At 68.6% G+C, this 17,565-nt stretch carries 14 protein-coding genes and 1 other RNA gene; 4 read left to right on the top strand and 11 right to left on the bottom strand.

The window, feature by feature from the left end:
* Window positions 1–74 precede the first annotated feature (74 nt).
* Entirely contained in the window at window positions 75–1,073 is a 999-nt protein-coding gene (locus EO081_RS14645; RefSeq protein ID WP_129342917.1) for a winged helix DNA-binding protein, read from the top strand.
* A gap of 27 nt (window positions 1,074–1,100) precedes the next feature.
* On the opposite strand, the gene EO081_RS14640 is transcribed toward EO081_RS14645, so the two are convergent.
* The 3 genes from EO081_RS14640 to EO081_RS14630 are packed head-to-tail and all read right to left on the bottom strand — an operon-like array spanning window position 1,101 to window position 3,487.
* Window positions 1,101–2,540, bottom strand: a complete 1,440-nt coding sequence (locus tag EO081_RS14640) for a sensor histidine kinase (protein WP_129342915.1) — start codon at window positions 2,538–2,540, stop codon at window positions 1,101–1,103.
* A 38-nt stretch (window positions 2,541–2,578) separates the two neighbouring features.
* Window positions 2,579–3,259 carry a response regulator transcription factor gene (locus EO081_RS14635; RefSeq protein ID WP_129342913.1) on the bottom strand — a complete coding sequence of 227 codons (681 nt, stop codon included), beginning with the start codon at window positions 3,257–3,259 and terminating at the stop codon, window positions 2,579–2,581.
* A gap of 21 nt (window positions 3,260–3,280) precedes the next feature.
* Complete coding sequence (locus tag EO081_RS14630) at window positions 3,281–3,487, bottom strand: hypothetical protein (RefSeq protein WP_240697698.1); 207 nt, start codon at window positions 3,485–3,487, stop codon at window positions 3,281–3,283.
* A gap of 221 nt (window positions 3,488–3,708) precedes the next feature.
* Between EO081_RS14630 and EO081_RS14625 the strand changes: the two genes are divergently transcribed.
* A complete protein-coding gene (locus tag EO081_RS14625; RefSeq protein WP_129342911.1) occupies window positions 3,709–5,484 on the top strand; it encodes an ABC-F family ATP-binding cassette domain-containing protein in 1,776 nt (591 codons plus the stop codon).
* 196 nt (window positions 5,485–5,680) lie between these two features.
* On the opposite strand, the gene EO081_RS14620 is transcribed toward EO081_RS14625, so the two are convergent.
* The 4 genes from EO081_RS14620 to EO081_RS14605 all read right to left on the bottom strand — a co-directional run bounded on the left by EO081_RS14620 (window position 5,681) and on the right by EO081_RS14605 (window position 11,484).
* Window positions 5,681–6,499, bottom strand: coding sequence for a DUF815 domain-containing protein (locus tag EO081_RS14620; RefSeq protein WP_129342909.1), 819 nt, complete (start codon window positions 6,497–6,499; stop codon window positions 5,681–5,683).
* A 201-nt stretch (window positions 6,500–6,700) separates the two neighbouring features.
* Window positions 6,701–8,053 carry a PEP-CTERM-box response regulator transcription factor gene (prsR, locus tag EO081_RS14615; RefSeq protein WP_129342907.1) on the bottom strand — a complete coding sequence of 451 codons (1,353 nt, stop codon included), beginning with the start codon at window positions 8,051–8,053 and terminating at the stop codon, window positions 6,701–6,703.
* Window positions 8,050–10,095 (bottom strand): XrtA/PEP-CTERM system histidine kinase PrsK, encoded by a 2,046-nt coding sequence (gene prsK / locus EO081_RS14610; protein WP_183947983.1) that lies wholly within the window; start codon window positions 10,093–10,095, stop codon window positions 8,050–8,052. The genes prsR and prsK overlap by 4 nt, the downstream gene beginning before the upstream one ends.
* Complete coding sequence (locus tag EO081_RS14605; RefSeq protein WP_129342905.1) at window positions 10,096–11,484, bottom strand: TIGR03013 family XrtA/PEP-CTERM system glycosyltransferase; 1,389 nt, start codon at window positions 11,482–11,484, stop codon at window positions 10,096–10,098.
* Between the two features lie 176 nt (window positions 11,485–11,660).
* Between EO081_RS14605 and EO081_RS14600 the strand changes: the two genes are divergently transcribed.
* Entirely contained in the window at window positions 11,661–12,716 is a 1,056-nt protein-coding gene (locus EO081_RS14600) for a mannose-1-phosphate guanylyltransferase/mannose-6-phosphate isomerase (protein ID WP_129342904.1), read from the top strand.
* A 39-nt stretch (window positions 12,717–12,755) separates the two neighbouring features.
* On the opposite strand, the gene EO081_RS14595 is transcribed toward EO081_RS14600, so the two are convergent.
* On the bottom strand, window positions 12,756–13,187 hold the full coding sequence (locus EO081_RS14595; protein WP_129342902.1) for an RrF2 family transcriptional regulator: 432 nt from the start codon (window positions 13,185–13,187) through the stop codon (window positions 12,756–12,758).
* 49 nt (window positions 13,188–13,236) lie between these two features.
* Here EO081_RS14595 and ssrA point away from each other — a divergent pair.
* Window positions 13,237–13,577: a transfer-messenger RNA gene (gene ssrA / locus EO081_RS14590) on the top strand.
* A gap of 47 nt (window positions 13,578–13,624) precedes the next feature.
* Here the strand turns inward: ssrA and EO081_RS14585 are convergent.
* The 3 genes from EO081_RS14585 to pnp all read right to left on the bottom strand — a co-directional run bounded on the left by EO081_RS14585 (window position 13,625) and on the right by pnp (window position 17,548).
* Window positions 13,625–13,993, bottom strand: a complete 369-nt coding sequence (locus tag EO081_RS14585; protein WP_129342900.1) for a DUF4440 domain-containing protein — start codon at window positions 13,991–13,993, stop codon at window positions 13,625–13,627.
* Window positions 13,994–14,059: 66 nt separating this feature from the next.
* Entirely contained in the window at window positions 14,060–15,067 is a 1,008-nt protein-coding gene (locus EO081_RS14580; protein ID WP_129342898.1) for a sensor histidine kinase, read from the bottom strand.
* A 141-nt stretch (window positions 15,068–15,208) separates the two neighbouring features.
* Window positions 15,209–17,548, bottom strand: coding sequence for a polyribonucleotide nucleotidyltransferase (gene pnp / locus EO081_RS14575; protein WP_129342896.1), 2,340 nt, complete (start codon window positions 17,546–17,548; stop codon window positions 15,209–15,211).
* Between the last annotated feature and the right edge of the window lie 17 nt (window positions 17,549–17,565).

Here is a 17,565-nt window from a genome sequence, read left to right as displayed (position 1 = left end):
TACTGCCCCGGTTCTATGTCAGGAATAGTCCCATAGCGGATGATTAACGTCCGATACACGATTGGGGCTCTGTCATGCTTGGATCGTCTTCCTTCGCCGCCGAGTCTCCGGTGGATGGTCTCAACCCGCTGCAGGGCTTCCATGATCCGGCGACGCTGTTCATCGTCGCCGGTGACGCCGTCGGCGCGCAGGCGGCGGGAGATGCGGCAGCGCTGGTGGGCGCGCGGGTGGCCGGGTCTAGCGGCTTCGGCGATCTTCCGCGGCCACAGGATCTTCCCGCGCTCGACATGATCCTGATCGAGGCTGCCGAGGCTTCGCCGGACGCGCTCGAAAGCCTGCTGTCATGGGGTCGGGGGATTCGCGAAGGAGCCGGCCCCCGTCTGGTGGTCTCCTTCGCGCCCGAACAGCTGGACCAGGTGGCCCAGGCACTCGCAGAGGACGTGCAACTGCTGTGCGCGCCCGACACCGCCGAGCGGGTCGCGGCCCTCGCCGTTGCGGGGCGCAGGCAGGCGCTCCGGTATCCGGGAGCAACCGAGAGCGAAAGCGAACGGCTCCGGCGGCTGAGCGACGAGGTCGCGCGCATCGCCGAGACGCTGACGCGCCTCACCTTCGCCGGTGCGAACGGGCATGCGCAGGGTCGCGACGGATATGCTGCCGAGCCGGAAACGCAGGGCGCTTCCCGTCCCGATCCCGATGGCGGGCCCCAGGCAGCGGGGGACGAGCCCATGCCCCGCCCGGCGGCAATCCGCGCGCTCATCCGCGCGCGCCGGCTGCGCGCGCAGTTCTTCGATCCGCAGCTCTTCGCGGACCCGGCCTGGGACATGCTGCTCGACCTGATGGCCGCGCGCCTGGAGCGGGTATCGGTCTCGGTCTCCAGCCTGTGCATCGCCGCGGCGGTGCCGCCTACCACGGCGTTGCGCTGGATCACGACCATGGTCGAAGCCGGGCTGTTCGAACGGGAGGACGACCCGATGGACCGCCGCCGCGCCTATATCGCGCTCACCGACAAGGCATTCGACGGCATGCGCAACTATGCCGCGGCGGTCCGCCGGCTGGGCCTGCGGGTTTTTTGACGCAGGCCGGACCGGCCGCGGCGCGCCCTAGCCGAACGCCGGCAGGCGCAGCCGCACGAGCAGCCCACCCAGGTCCTCGCTCTCTTCCAGCGTGACCGTGCCTTCGTAGATCTCGGCGACATCGCGCACGATCGCGAGGCCGAGGCCGGTACCCGGCTTGCCGCTGTCCAGCCGGACGCCGCGATCGAAGATGCGCTGACGATCGGCCTCCGGAATGCCGACGCCGTCGTCCTCGACCAGGATCTCGGCGAAGCCCATGTCCGCGCGCACCGTCACGAACACGCTGCCGCCACCGTATTTGGCGGCATTCTCGACCAGATTGCCCAGGATCTCGTCCAGATCCTGACGTTCGATCCGCGCGATCAGATCGCGCGCGCCATCCACATCGACCCGCACGTTGGGATAGAGCCGGCTGACCGCGCGCTCCACCGCCTCCACCGATGGCCACACTTCGGCACGGCTGTGCGCGCTGCCCCGGCGCCCCACGGCGCGCGCGCGGGCGAGGTGATGGTCGACCTGCCTGCGCATCGTGCGCGCCTCCCGAATCACCGTGCCCGCCAGATCGTCCTGTCCGGCCGCAGCGGCGTTCATGATGACGGTCAGCGGCGTCTTGAGCGCATGCGCCAGATTTCCCGCATGCCGCCGCGCTTCCTCCGCCTGCCGGTCGTTGTGCTCGACCAGCGCGTTAAGCTCCTCGACCATCGGCGCCACTTCGGCGGGCATCGCGCCCTCCAGCCGCGCCGCCTCGCCGCTGCGCAGGCGGGCGATCGCGTAGCGCAGCTTGCGCAAGGGCAGCAGCCCGTACCAGGTCTGCAGCGCCGCCATCACGATCAGTCCCAGCCCCAGCAGCAGGAAGCTGCGCACCAGGGTCCGGCGGAGCGCCAGGATCTGCGCGTCGAGCACATCGGTCGACTCGGCGACCTGGAACCGCCAGCGCACCGGCGACCCCGGCAGCGTCAGGTCGCGTTCCGCAATGCGCAGCTTCTCGTCTGAGAAGGCGTTGCTGTCGTAGGTGTGGACTTCCTTGTCGTGATGCGGATCGCCCTCGGGCAGCTTGCGATCCCAAAGCGACCGCGACGGAAACGGCTCATAGCCCTTGCCGCTCACCTGCCAGTACAGGCCGGAACCCGGCTCCAGGAAGCGCTGGTCCCCCAGGTTGCGGTTGAACACGACCTCACCGTCGGACCCGATCTCGGCCGTGACGATCATCGAGGTCAGCAGATAGTCGAGCTGGTCGTCGAAATTGCGCGTGATGGCGGACGTCAGCACCCGGTCAAGCGCATAACCGCCGCCGGACAGCAGCAGCAGGATCCATACCGCCGCGATCAGGATCATGCGGCGGCTGAGCGAGCCCGTCACCCGCACATAGCTGCGCGGCGGCGGGTCGCCCGGCCCCGGCTGCACCGGGGCCGCTGCCCCGTCCCGTCGCGCAGCCCAGGTGTCGAACAGGCCGCCCCAGAGTGTCATCGGACGCTACCCTTGTCGGCCGCGGGCACGAACCCGCATCACGCGACCGGCGCAGGCGCGCCCGGCTCGTCGAGGCTGTAGCCGAGCCCGCGGATGGTGGTGATCACGTCCGAACCCAGCTTCTTGCGGATGCGCGTCACGAACACCTCGATCGTGTTCGAATCGCGGTCGAAGTCCTGGTCGTAGATGTGCTCGATCAGCTCGGTGCGGCTGACGACCTTGCCCTTGTGGTGGATCAGGTAGCTCAGCAGCTTGTATTCCTGCGCGGTCAGCTTCACCGGCTCGCCCGCCTTGGTGACCTTGCCCGAGCGCGTGTCGAGGCGGATGTCGCCCGCGATCAGCTCGGCCGAGGCATTGCCCGAGGCGCGGCGGATCAGCGCGCGCAGCCGGGCGATCAGCTCCTCGGTCTGGAAGGGCTTTGCGACATAGTCGTCGGCGCCCGCGTCCAGGCCGGCCACCTTGTCGGACCAGCTGTCGCGGGCCGTGAGCACAAGAACGGGTGCGGTGCGCCCCTCCTTGCGCCAGCGGTCGAGCACGGTCAGCCCGTCGATCTCGGGCAGGCCCAGGTCGAGGATGATCGCGTCATAGGTTTCGGTGGAGCCCAGGAAATGCCCCTCTTCGCCATCGGTGGCGAGGTCCACGGCATAGCCGGCACCCTCCAGCGTGGCCCGCAGCTGGCGACCCAGATTCGGTTCGTCCTCGACGATCAGAACGCGCATTTCCACCCTTTCGCGAAGGCTCTATTTTCCCGTCCGGCCGACGATCTCGCCCGTGCGGCCGTCGACATCGACCCAGATCACGGCTCCATCGCGCAGGAACTTGAGCGTGTAAATGGCGGTGCCGGCGTCGAAGTCGAAGCCCAGATATTGTGCGCCGCGGATCTTGCCGGTGACCCGCCGCTCGATCTCGCGCAGGGGCAGGATGCGCCCCTGCTTGCGGCCTTCCATCGCCGCTTCCTGATCGCCACGATGGCGTTGCATGCCGGCCACGGGCGCAGCATCCGCTGCCACAGGCAGCAGTGCGCACACGCAGAGACCGGCTCGAACCAACATCTTCATGCTGGTTGGCATAGGGGGAGCGCGTTGAATAGCCTATGAATATGGCCGGGCGGGCAAGTGTTGCACGGCGGCAACTTGCCCCGTCCGCAGCGGCCGCCTACCTGCCGCCCATGGCAGCACCCATCTTGAGCTACGAAGGCCTCGGCCTGATCCAGGGGTCCGGCTGGCTGTTCCGCGGCCTGGACCTGCACATCGGCCAGCGCGACCGGCTGGCGCTGATCGGCCGCAACGGCGCGGGCAAGTCGACGCTCCTGCGGCTGATCGCCGGCACGCTCGATTCCGACGAAGGCCGCCGCACCGTGGTGCCCGGCACCCGCGTCGTCCTGCTGGAGCAGGATCCCGACGTCTCCGGCTTCGCGACGCTCCACGACTTCGCCTGCCACGGCGAGGATGCTGCGGCCCGCCACGAGGTAGAGGCGATCGCCGACCAGCTCGGTATCGACCTCTTCCGCGAAGCCGCGACCGCGAGCGGCGGCGAACGGCGCCGCGCCGCGATCGCGCGCGCGCTGGCGATGAACCCCGACGTGCTGCTGCTCGACGAGCCGACCAACCACCTCGACCTGTCGGCGATCGAGTGGCTGGAGGAATGGCTCGGCCGCTTCAACGGCGCCTTCGTCGCGATCAGCCACGACCGTACCTTCCTCACCCGCCTGACCCGTTCGACGCTGTGGCTCGATCGCGGGACGATCCGCCGCAACGAGATCGGCTTCGGCGGCTTCGACGCCTGGATGGAGACGGTGCAGGCCGAGGAGCAGCGCGCGGCCGAAAAGCTCGACGCCAAGCTCAAGATCGAGGAGCACTGGCTCCACCGCGGCGTGACGGCACGGCGCAAGCGCAACCAGGGCCGCCTGGAGGCGCTGCACAAGATGCGCGCCGAACGCGCGGCGATGACGGGGCCGCAGGGCACCGCCAAGCTCGCGGTGGAGAGTGACGACACCAAGACCAAGGTCGTCATCGACGCCGAGCACGTCACCAAGGCGTTCGGCGACCGTACCGTCATCAAGGACTTCTCGCTGCGCGTGCGGCGCGGCGACCGCATCGGCATCGTCGGCGGCAATGGTGCGGGCAAGACGACGCTGCTGCGCATGCTGACCGGCGAGCTGGAGCCCGATTCGGGCAAGATCACCCGCGCCAAGACGCTCGACGGCATCGTCATCGACCAGCAGCGCAAGCTGATGGCGCCCGAGAAGCGCGTCCGCGACGTGCTCGCCGACGGCGGCGACTGGATCGAGGTGCTGGGCGTGAAGAAGCACGTCCACGGCTATCTCAAGGAGTTCCTGTTCGACCCGAGCATCGCCGAGGCCAAGATCGGCACGCTGTCCGGCGGCGAACGCTCGCGGCTGCTGCTCGCGCGCGAGTTCGCTCGGCATTCCAACCTCCTGGTGCTCGACGAGCCGACCAACGACCTGGACCTGGAAACGCTCGACCTGCTGCAGGAGGTGATCGGCGACTATGCCGGCACCGTGCTGATCGTCAGCCACGATCGCGACTTCCTCGACCGCACGGTGACGGTGACGCTGGGGCTCGACGGGTCAGGCACGGTCGACGTGGTGGTCGGCGGCTATGCCGACTGGGAAGCGCGCCGCAAGCCCAAGGTGGAGCGCAAGGCCAAGGCGGCGCCGGCCGCCGAGCCGGTCCGGACCAAGCCGACCAAGCTCAGCTACAAGGACCAGCGCGACTACGACCTGCTGCCCGGCCAGATCGAGAAGCTGGAACAGGCGATCGCCCGCGACGAAGCCGCACTCGCCGACGCCGACCTCTATGCCCGCGATCCCAAGAAGTTCGACGCGCTGATGGCGGCGGTCGCCAAGGCGCGCGCCGACAAGGATGCAGCCGAGGAACGCTGGCTGGAACTCGCCGAACAGGCTGAGGCGCTGGCGGGGTAATCCGTGCTCCTGCGCAGGCAGGAGCGCAGGGTTGAAGGCGCTGCCGTTCGTGGCTCTAGGCTCCTGCCTGCGCAGGAGCACGGTGCCGCGGCGGACGGCGCCCGACCCAAAACGTACGTACCCCGGCGAAGGTCGGGGCCCAGTCGGGAAGGCCGCCGTTGTCGCCCAGGACGGCAGCCCCTTCAACAAGCCAGCGCTACAGCGCCCGCCCGTGCCGCCCCGCCAGGTCCGTCACATACTGCCACGCGATCCGGCCCGAGCGGCTGCCGCGGCGCGTCGCCCAGCCCACCGCATCCGTGGGATCGAACGGCAGGTCGTGCGTCGCGCAATAGCCGGCGACGATCGCCAGATAGGCGTCCTGGTCGACGACGTGGAACCCCAGGCTCAGCCCGAAGCGGTCGGCGAGCGCGAGGCTGTCGTCCACCGAATCGCGCGGATTGATCGCGCTCGCCTGCTCGGCGAGGTCGCGCGGCATCAGGTGGCGGCGGTTGGAGGTCACCACCAGTCGCGCATTGGCCGGCCGCGCCTCCGCCCCGCCCTGGAGCAGCGAACGCAGCGCCCGCGCCTCGCCCGGATGCTCGAAGCCGAGGTCGTCCAGGAAGATCGCAAACGCCCTCGCCGCATCGGCGATGGCCGCGAACAGCGCCGGCAGCGTCTCCAGCCGCGGCGTCACCACTTCAACCAGTGCCAGCGCCGCGCCATCGGCCTGCACGGCGCCGACCGCGCTCTTCACCAGCGCCGACTTGCCGGTGCCGCGCGCCCCCCACAGCAGCACGTCCTGCGCCGCGATGCCGCCGGCCAGCCGCTGGAGGTTCGCGACGAAGCTCGCCTTTTGCGCCTCCATGCCCGACAGCAGCGCGATCGGCAGGGGATCGAATGCGCGCGCCGCCTTCAGCACCGTGCCGTCCCACAGATAAGCCGGATGCGCCAACGGATCGGCCGCGGGGGGCGGCGGCGGCGCCAGCCGCTCCAGCGCAGCGGCGATCCGGGCGAGCGTGTCGTTTGGTGCGTCCATGCTGCGTGCGCTACCCGCGGCTAGCCGCGTCGGGCAAGCGGCGGAGATACCTGCACATGCCTCCTGCCTCCCCATCATCCTGACGAAAGTCAGGATCCAGCACCGCTACGGCAGGAAGCGCGAGCGCAGCGCGTATGGATGCTGACCTTCGTCAGCATGACGATGGGGGGCGGTCCGGGCACCACCCGGAGCGCAGCCCCCTTACGGTTGCAGGTCATAGGCCTTCATCAGGTCGTAGAGCGTCGGCCGGCTGATCCCCAGCAGGCGCGCGGTGCCGGAGATGTTGCCCTGGGCTCGTGCCAGCGCATGGCGGATGGCGCGCCGGTCCGCCTCCTCGCGGATCGCCTTCAGGTTGATCGGTTCGGCCTCGCCATGGTCGAGGTCGAGGTCGGCGGCGGTGACCTGCTTGGCGTCGGCCATGATGACGGCGCGCTTCACCCGGTTCTCCAACTCGCGCACGTTCCCCGGCCATCCCCAGGCATCGATCGCCGCCAAAGCGTCGGGTGCGAAGCCGGTCACCGCTGCGTTCATCTGCCGCGCATAGCGGCGCAGGAAATGCCGGGCGAGCAGCCCGGCGTCCCCCGGCCGTTCGGCGAGCGACGGGATCCGCACCACGATTTCCGCGAGGCGATAGTAGAGGTCCTCGCGGAAGCGCCCGTCCGCCACCATCGCGTCCAGGTCCTGGTGGGTCGCGCAGACGATGCGCGTGTCCACCGGGATCGGCTTGCGCCCGCCGATCCGCTCGATCACCCGCTCCTGCAGGAAGCGCAGCAGCTTCACCTGCAACGGCAGCGGCACGTCGCCGATCTCGTCCAGGAACAGCGTGCCGCCCTGCGCAGCCTCGATCTTGCCGGCGGTCGTCTTGATGGCCCCGGTGAACGCCCCCTTTTCATGCCCGAACAGCTCGCTTTCGAGCAATGTCTCGGGGATGGCGGCGCAGTTGATCGCGACGAAAGACCCTTGGGCACGCGGACTTGCGTCGTGCAGCCCCCGCGCCAGCAGTTCCTTGCCGGTGCCGGACGCCCCCAGCAGCAGCACCGACACGTCGGCCGGCGCCACCCGCTCAATGGTGCGCGTGACCTTGAGCATTTCCGGGGCGGCGGTCAGCATGCCGCCGAGTGCCGTCTCGCCCTCGATCCGGGCCGCCAGCCGCCGGTTCTCCGCCTCCAGCGCATGGACGTGGAACGCGCGCGCGACGATCAGCCCCAGCGTGTCGATGTCGATCGGCTTCGCGTAGAAATCGAACGCGCCCATCGCGATCGCCTTCAGCGCGCTTTCGCGGGCACCGTGGCCGGAGGCGACGATGATCTTGGTGTCCGGCTTGAGCGCCAGCATCGCCTCCAGCGTGGCGAAGCCCTCGCTGGTGCCGTCCGGGTCCGGCGGCAGCCCCAGGTCCAGCGTCACCACCTGCGGTTCCTCCGCGCGCAGCGCCGCGAGCGCCGCCGCGCGATCGCCCACCGCGGTGATCGCGTAGCCCTCATAGGCCCAGCGCAGCTGCCGCTGCAGGCCCAGGTCGTCCTCCACGATCAGCAGCCGTCGCATCTCGGCGCTCATGCCGCCTCCTCCATGGTTGATTGCGGGGCGCGCGGCAGCAGCACGCGGAACGTCGATCCCTGCCCCTCGCGGCTGGTCACCTCGACGCGGCCGCCCATCGCCTGCGCCAGCTGGCTCGCCTCGAACGCTCCGATCCCGAAGCCGCCGGCCTTTGACGAGACGAACGGCTTGAACAGGCGCTCGCGCACGAAGGCCGGCGACATGCCCTGGCCGCAGTCGATGACCTCGATGGCCGCCATGTCCTCGGCATGGCGCACGCGCAGCGTCACCGGCGTGTCGGGCGCGCTCGCCTCCACCGCATTTTGGACGAGATGCCCCAGCAGCTGTTCCAGCCGCGCCGCATCGGCAACCGCGCGGACCGGTTCCTCGGCCTCCACCGCCAGCGCGTGCTGGGCACGCCGCGCGTCGGCGATCCCATGCGCCAGCGCCACCAGGTCGAGCGGCCTCGGCGTGCCCGCCGCCGCCGGCTGCCGCTGCGCCAGCCGCGCGAGCAGGTCGTTCATCCGCGCGGCGGACTCCTGCAAGGTCGCCACCATGTCGGCGCGAAACTCCGGATTGTCGGCGTGGCGCTCGGCGTTGCGCGCGACCAGGCTCAGCTGACTGACCAGGTTCTTCAGGTCATGCAGGATGAAGGCGAAGCGCCGGTTGAATTCGTCGAAGCGCTGCGCCTCCAGCAGGGCTTCGGTCGCGCGCGCCTCGGCAAGGTAGCTGGCGACCTGTCGCCCGGCGATCTTGAGCAGGTCGAAGTCTTCCCAGTCGAGCGCGCGGTCGACCGGCGGCCGCGCCACCAGGATCGCGCCGACGAGCTGCCCCAGGTGCGGCAGCGGCACGACCACCCAGGCGCTTGGCAGGTCCAGCATCCAGGCGGGGGTCGCCTCCGCATCCATCCGCTCGGCGCGGCCCGAGCGGACCGCATCGAGCTCCAGCACACGTCCGCTCTCCGCCAGATGCCGGGCGAGGGCAGCCGCGGGCTCCGGTGTCGGCCCCTCCACCGGCCAGTTCCAGCCGGCGGTGCGTTCCAGCCCTTCCTCGCCCGCGGTCAGCAGCATGCCCGCGGGGGATTGGGTCAGGTCGGCGATTGCCTTGACCACGCGCTCGGCGAGCGGCGCACCGCCCTGCGGCCGGCCCAGCGTCTCCGTAAAGCGCGCCCATTCGACGCGATAGTCGTAGCGGTGCTGGAACAGGTGCTTGGTGAGCTTGACCCGCACCCAGGCGCGCAGCCAGGTCGACGACATCAGCGTCAGCAGCGCCGCGGTCGATCCGAACACGAACGCCGTCTGAAGGACGCGCGCATGCCGGCCCCCCAGGCTCGCCAGAGCCGCATTGCCCGCGATCATGACGAGCACATAGCCCACCAGGCTCAGAACGGAGAGCGAGCGCAGAGTCGCGGTGCGAGATACCCGCAATTCGCGCCCGCCGCTGCGATGGAAGGCAAGCGCGATGACGCCGGCGAGCAGCGCCAGTGCCAGGCCGCGCATCGCCTGGAACTCGCCCGGGGCCTCCCCGGTCAGATAGCGCAGCGCGCTGAGGTTGACGTCGATCAGCCACAGCGCCCCGATCGCCGTCATCGCCAGCCGCAGCCCCGATCGGCCGAGCCCCGTGGTCAGCCCATAGAGCAGCACCAGCCCCCCCGCTGCCGACAGCGCACGCATCAGCAGCGCGGCGCGCATCAGGCTGGCGGCCACCGCTTCCGGCCCCGGCCCGGTCGCCAGCAATTGCAGGACCACCTGCAACCCGATCACCAGCGCCACCACCGCATAGGCGATCGGCAGGGTCAGGTACCGCGCACCGCCCCAGCGATGGATCGCCAGCATGACGGCCAGCCAGGCGAGGTTGCGCAATCCCTCCACCACAACGGTGGCAGGCTCCGCATTGCCGATGCCGGAGACCGACAAGGCCCAAAGCGCCGTCAGCACCAGTGCCGCGGCAAAGCTGGCGCGGATCGCGCGCGGCAACTCGCGGCTGCGGACCGCCCAGATCGCCAGCATCCCGAACAGCAGCGCGGCCAGCGCATGGCTCCACAGGATGAGGTCGGGCAGCATTCAGCGCGCGCCCTCGGGCCAGAGCACCACCCGTACCGTCTGCAGCAGGATCAGCAGGTCCAGGAAGGGCGAGTAGTTCTTGGCGTAATAGAGGTCGTATTCCAGCTTCTGGCGCGAATCCTCGATCGAGGCGCCATAGGGATAGTTGATCTGGGCCCAGCCGGTGATGCCAGGCTTCACCATGTGGCGCTCGGCATAATAGGGAAGCTGCTGCTCGAGATCGTCGACGAACTGCGGGCGCTCGGGACGAGGGCCGACGAAGCTCATGTCACCCTTCAGCACGCTCCAGCACTGGGGCAGCTCGTCGATCCGCAGCTTGCGCAGGATGCGGCCGACGCGCGTGATGCGCGGATCGTCCTTTTCCGCCCAGACGGCGTTGCCGCCCACCTCCGCATCCACGCGCATCGAGCGCAGCTTGATGATGTCGAAGGCGAGGCCATAGAGCCCGATCCGGCGCTGGCGGTAGAAGGCAGGCCCGCGGCTGTCGAGCTTGACCGCAAGCACCGCGAGCACCAGCACCGGCAGCACGAGGACGAGCAGCACCAGGCTGAACGTCACGTCGAACAGCCGCTTGAACATGCTGGAGAACACCCGGCCCGACGAGAACCCGTCGGAGAAGATCAGCCACGACGGGTTCACGCTGTCCAGGTCGACGCGCCCGGTCTCGCGCTCCAGGAAGGTCGAGAGCTCGTTGACGTGGACGCCGGTCGTCTTGATCCGCAGCAGGTCCTTGAGCGGGAGCGCGTTGCGCCGTTCCTCCAGCGCAAGCACCACTTCGCTCGCATTAAGCAGCACGACGTGCTCGGCCAGGTTGTTGATCGCCTCGCGCCCGATCGCCTCGGGCATCACCGGCTGGGCATCGCCCATGCCGACATAGCCGACCACGACGAAAGCAGCGCCGGGCGCGCGGGCCAGTGCCTTCAGCCGCGCGGCACGGGGGCCGGCGCCCAGCACCACGACCCGCCGCTTGAAGACATGCCCTCCAAGCGTCCGCCCCAGCAGGATCCGGAGCAGCAGCAGCAGGACGACGGCGAACCCCATCGCGTACAGCAGGTTGGAGCGCCAGAACGTGATCGACGGGATCAGGAAGAACAGCACGGCCAGGGCGATCGCGCCCAGGGCAATGGCGACGATCAGCCGGGCGGCGGCGAAGCGCAGCGACTGCAGCGCCTCCGCACCATAGACGCCGACGGCGATCATCGCGAGTTCCAGTGCCGCGGCGAAGCTCAGCAATTCCGGAATGCGCGTCGGGATCGGCTCTGCGACCATGCCGATCTGCGCGGCGCGCACGATCCAGCCCAGTTCCGCCGCCACCATCAGCAGTGCGAAGTCGAGCATTCCGAGCAGCAGCACGGCGTGGGGGATGTAATGCTTGAACAGCCTGATCATGACGCCCGGTTTCCTGGCCGGGCGTGAGATCCCGGTCGGCACCCCTCCCCTGTTGCAACAATACCCGAAGAAAAGCTGAACACAGACGCCAACGGTGCGTTGTGCGCTGCGACATTCTGACGTCTAATGCCCGGCATCCTTCGGGGCATATCTCATTTTACATGGAGAAGCGCCACATGCAGTCCGAAACCGCGATCGTCCCCGTCATTCTGTCGGGAGGGTCCGGGACACGGCTGTGGCCCATCTCCACGCGGGAGCGTCCCAAGCAGCTGCTCTGCCTCACTGCCGAGGAGACCATGCTCCAGCTGACCGCGCGCCGGGCCTCGGGGCCCCGGTTCGGCGCGCCGATCGTGGTGGCGAACGCCGCCCATGCGCAGGAGATCGAGGAGCAGCTCGGCGAAATCGGCGCAGCCGCGCAGGCGCTCGTGCTGGAGCCGACGGGCCGCAACACCGCGCCCGCGATCGCACTGGCGGCGGTGGCGGCGGGCGGCGATGCCACCCCGCTGCTGGTGATGCCGTCCGACCACGTCATCGCCGACGTGCCCGCCTTCCACGCCGCGATCGAGGCGGCGCTGCCGCTGGTCGCCGAGGGCTGGCTCGTCACCTTCGGCATCACGCCCGATTCGCCGGAAACCGGCTATGGCTGGATCAAGGTGGGCGAGGAGATCGCGCCCGGTGCCCACCGCGTCGAGCGTTTCGTGGAAAAGCCTGCACGGGAGACGGCGCAGGCGATGCTGACCGACGGCAATCATGCCTGGAACGGAGGTATCTTCCTGTTCCGCGCCGACATGTACCTGGGGGCACTCGGCACCCATGCGCCCGAAATGCGCGTGGCGGCGGAGACGGCGATGAGTCGCGCCCGCCACGAGGGCAAGCGCGTCTATCCCGACGCCGAAGCGTTCGCCGCCTCGCCTTCCCAGTCGATCGACTATGCCGTGATGGAAAAGGCGGCGCAGGTCGCCGTGGTGCCGGTGGCGATGGGATGGAGCGACGTCGGCAGCTGGGATGCGCTCCACGCGATCAGCACGCGCGACGAGAACGACAACGTGGCGGGCGGCGAAGTGCTGATGCTGGAGACCAGCGGCTGTCTGGTCCGCAGCGACCGCGCCCGCATCTCGATGGTCGGGGTGAAGGACCTGATCGTCGTCGCGAGCGGCGAGGACATTCTGATCCTGCCGCGCGGCCGCTCCCAGGAAGTGAAGCGGCTGCTGGAGGCGATGAAGCGGGACTGAGCCAGAACCGCCGGCGCCGGATCGGCCGGCGCGGAGGCGTCAGGCGGCGGCCAGTTCCTCGGCCGTCGCGTCCGCCAGGCTGGTGCCGTCGAGGATGCGGGCGGTCTCGTCGCGAACCCGGGCCATGGCGATTCGGATCGCGCAGGCCGCCTCGTCCTTGCAGTCGCCGCACGGGCGATAGGCGGTCCGGCTGACGCAGGGCACCAGTGCCAGCGGGCCCTCGATCACGCGAATAATTTCTCCCAGCGAGATCAGGTGGCTGGGGCGCGCGAGGCGATAGCCGCCGGCCTTGCCGCGCGTGGACAGCAGGAATCCCGCCTCGCGCAGGTCCGCGAGGATCAGTTCAAGGAACTTGCGCGGGACGTTGGCCCCGGTCGCGATCCGGTGCATCGGGGTGGGTGCGACGCTCGGAGGTTGGGCGGCCAGGAACAACATTGCGCGCAGCGCATAACGGGAACGCTGGGTCAACATCTTGGGTGCAGCCCATGCCAGCCCTTTGTGGCCATGAAAAGACCGCGGCAGGCTTTAATTGCCGAAACCGAGTGGCTATATGCGCTTCTGCCGGCTTCGGCCGGATATGGCGATAAACTGCGGCGTAGACTAGGCGCAGCGGACCCGGGGGCAGTACCCGGCGGCTCCACCAGAACCAGCCTTCCAGGCCGGTCCTGACGGGGCCGAACCAGGATCGACGTGTGTTGAAAGGCGCTGTTTTCGCTCGGAATGGGACCACCGCAACGGCCCATTACACAAGTGCCAACGATAACGAAGCACTCGCTATTGCGGCGTAACCCCAAGGCCTAACGGCCTAAGGTTACTCTAAAATGCGCGGTTGGACCGCACCGGGCAACAGAAGCGGATTCCAGCGGTTCGGGGAGCACCGGGCAACAGAAGCTCCCCACTCATCCGCCTCAGCCTTCCCTGGCTTCCGCGACCGGCGGCAGCGTCTGTTGGTGTTGCACCACGCGCCATTCCTCATGCGCCAGCCGACGGTAGGTCGAGGTGCAGTGCGCCACATAGCGCTCCTCGCCCCGCGCGGCCTCTGCGGTATAGCCGATGACGATCAGCCCCTCCTGCGGGCGCATGATCTGCTGATTGGAGAAGGCGACGGATTCCCATCGCGGTGTATCCGAGACCGCATCGGCGGCCTGCATGCCCGTGACCACGAACGGCTTGGTCGGCAAGACCATCACGCTCTCGTTATCGATGGAGGCGCGATAATGCTCCGCATCGCCCGTCCACAGGCTTTCCTCGAACTGCCATACCCGTTCGTCGTCCACGGCATGCTCCTCGCGATAAGGGGTGTCCGCGGTCAGCGCATGGGCAGACGCGCGGTTCCCTCCCGTTCAGGCAGGCAGCAGCAGGCGTGCGGTCGTGCCATGCTCGCGGATCAGGTCGAACTTCCCGTTTAGCTGGGTTGCTAGCATCGTCGCGATCTTGAGACCCAGGCTGTCGGATGCCTCGATCCGGAAGCCGTCCGGCAGGCCGTCCCCGTCGTCGCGGACCTCGACCTTCACCATGTCGGCGCCATGCCGCGCCAGATGCACCTCGATGCAGCCGCTCTCCTTGTCGCGAAAGCCGTGCTCGATCGCGTTTGCCATCGCCTCGGCGACGATCAGCGCGAGCGGGATCGCCGCGTCCGGCGAGAGCGGTGCGTCCTCCGCCACGTTGATCGAACAGCGCACGCCCGTACGACCGCTCGCCTCGACCACGTCGGCGCACAGCGGCTCCAGGAATTCGCGCATGCTCCGCGCGGCGCCACCGGCGTCGTAGAGCTGGCGACTGATCCGGCCGATCAGCGCGAGCCGGCGTGCCGCCTCGTCCAGCGCCGCCCGCGCCGTCGTGTCGGCGACCTGCCGCTTCTGGACGGAGAGCAGCCCCGCCGCGACCTGCAGGTTGTTCGACACCCGGTGCTGGAGCTCGGAAAACAGCAGCTCGCGCGTTTCCGCCAGCATCCGGCTCAGCTCGCGCTCGCGCGCCAGGTTGCGGTTCGCGCGCTGCATCCAGTGCACTAGGGTGATGTCGGTCACGACGACGAAGACGTAGAAGAGGAGGGCGAGCACGCCCGGCCCTGCAACGTCGAAGCTGCGAAACTGCGGGATGAAATAATACCAGGCGAGCAGCCCGCACAGCAAAGCGGACAAGGCCCCGAGCCGCGCTCCGAACAGAAAGGAGCTGACGATCACCGCTGGGAAGAAGGTGACGTAGGGAAAGCCGCTCGGCAGGAACGGGTCCGCGAACCAGCGCAGCACAAAGGCGCCCGCGACCAAGATCAGGGTGACCGATACGCCCAGCACCGGCCGATCGCTGGCGAGCGGCAAGCGTTCCAGGAAATGGTTTCCCGCCTTCGGCATTACGCGTGCTGCTCCCCACCGCCGCCCAAGGCGGCTGCGCTCCATGGCACGGCCGCAGGGCACAAGCAATTGGAAGCGCTGCAAGAAAAAGGGGCCCGCGTTGCCGCGAGCCCCTCTTCTTCGATCGGTTTCAGCAACCGATCAATTGTCGGTGATGAACGACGGCAGGCCGACGTCGCCGCCGTCCTCGCCGCCCTTGTTCTCGCCTTCGCTGCGCTCGCGACGCGGTCCGCGCTCGCGACGGCGATCGCCGCCACGCTCACCACCCTCACGGCGCGGGCCGCGATCGCCCCGGTCACCGCGCGGACCACGATCACCGCGATCACCGCGATCGCCACGCTCGCCGCGCGGCTCGCGTGCCGGACGCGTGTCCTCCAGCTCGGCGCCGGTCTCCTGGTCGACGACGCGCATCGACAGGCGCACCTTGCCGCGCTGGTCGACCTCGAGCACCTTGACCTTCACTTCCTGCCCTTCGGTGACGACGTCGCCCGGCTTTTCGACGCGCTCGTTCTTCATCTCGGACACGTGGACGAGGCCGTCCTTGCCGCCCATGAAGTTCACGAACGCACCGAAGTCGACGATGTTGACGACCTTGCCGGTGTAGATCTTGCCGACCTCGGCCTCTTCGACGATGCCCTTGATCCAGTTGATCGCGGCTTCGATCTGCGCGGTGTCGGACGAGCTGACCTTGATCACGCCCTCGTCGTCGATGTCGACCTTGGCGCCGGTGGTCGCCACGATCTCGCGGATCACCTTGCCGCCGGTGCCGATGACGTCGCGGATCTTCGACTTGTCGATCGTGAAGGTCTCGATGCGCGGGGCATGGGCGGAAAGCTCGGTGCGGGTCTCACCCAGCGCCTTGTTCATCTCGCCCAGGATGTGCGCGCGGCCTTCCTTGGCCTGCGCCAGCGCGACCTTCATGATCTGCTCGGTGATGCCGGCGATCTTGATGTCCATCTGAAGGCTGGTGATGCCCTCGGACGTGCCCGCCACCTTGAAGTCCATGTCGCCGAGGTGATCCTCGTCGCCGAGGATGTCGGAGATCACGGCGAAGTCCTTGCCCTCCAGGATCAGGCCCATCGCGATGCCCGACACCGGACGCTTGAGCGGCACGCCCGCGTCCATCATCGACAGCGAACCGCCGCACACCGTCGCCATCGACGACGAGCCGTTGGACTCGGTGATGTCCGACAGGACGCGGATCGTGTAGGGGAACTCTTCCTTCGACGGCAGCACCGGGTGCAGCGCGCGCCAGGCGAGCTTGCCGTGGCCGACTTCGCGACGACCGGGCGCACCGAAGCGGCCCACTTCACCGACCGAATAAGGCGGGAAGTTGTAGTGCAGCATGAAGTGCTCGTAGTGGAGCCCATTCAGGCCGTCGATCATCTGCTCGGCGTCCTTGGTGCCGAGCGTGGTCGAGCAGATCGCCTGAGTCTCGCCGCGGGTGAACAGCGCCGAGCCGTGGGTGCGCGGCAGGAAGTGCACCATCGCCTCGATCGGACGGACGGTCTTGGTGTCGCGGCCGTCGATGCGGCGGCCTTCCTTCAGGATCGCGGTGCGCACCACGTCCGCCTCGAGCTTCTTCACGAGCTTGAGGACGCCCAGATACTGCGCGGGATCGCTTTCCTTCAGGTCTGCGAACGCTTCGCGCGCCTTGGTGCGGGCGTCGTTGATCGCGTTCTGGCGGTCCTGCTTGCCGGTCAGCTTGTAGGCTGCGGCCAGGTCGGCGCCGATCAGGTCCTTGAGCTTCTTCTTCTGGGCCGACTGGTCGGCGACCGGGGTCAGCTCCCAGGGATCCTTGGCAGCCTGCTCGGCCAGGTCGATGATCGCCTCGACGATCTTCTTCGACTCCTGGTGCGCGAACACGACGGCGCCCAGCATGACCTCTTCCGAAAGCTCCTTGGCTTCGGATTCGACCATCATCACGGCTTCGTGCGTGGCGGCGACGACCAGGTCGAGCTCGCCCGCCTTGGTCTGCTCCAGCGTCGGGTTGAGGATGTACTCGCCGTCCTGATAGCCGACGCGCGCCGCGCCGATCGGACCCATGAACGGCACGCCCGAGATGGTGAGTGCGGCCGACGCCGCGATCATCGCGACGATGTCCGGCTCGTTTTCGCCGTCATAGCTCAGCACCTGGGCGATGACGTTGATCTCGTTGTAGAAGCCTTCCGGGAACAGCGGGCGGATCGGGCGATCGATCAGGCGGCTGGTCAGCGTCTCCTTCTCGGTCGCACCGCGCTCGCGCTTGAAGAAGCCGCCGGGGATGCGACCCGCGGCCGAATACTTCTCCTGATAGTGGACGGTCAGCGGGAAGAAGTCCTGGCCTTCCTTCACCGAGCGCGCGGCGGTCACGGCGCACAGCACCACCGTCTCGCCGAGGGTCGCGATCACCGCGCCGTCGGCCTGGCGGGCGACTCGGCCCGTCTCGAGCGTCAGCGTCTTGCCGCCCCACTCGATGCTGGTCTTCTTGATATCGAACATGTCGTTTCCTTCACTCC

This window comes from Sphingomonas desiccabilis (assembly GCF_004135605.1).
Taxonomy (GTDB): domain Bacteria; phylum Pseudomonadota; class Alphaproteobacteria; order Sphingomonadales; family Sphingomonadaceae; genus Sphingomonas; species Sphingomonas desiccabilis.
This window is presented reverse-complemented; position numbering and strand designations above follow the sequence as displayed.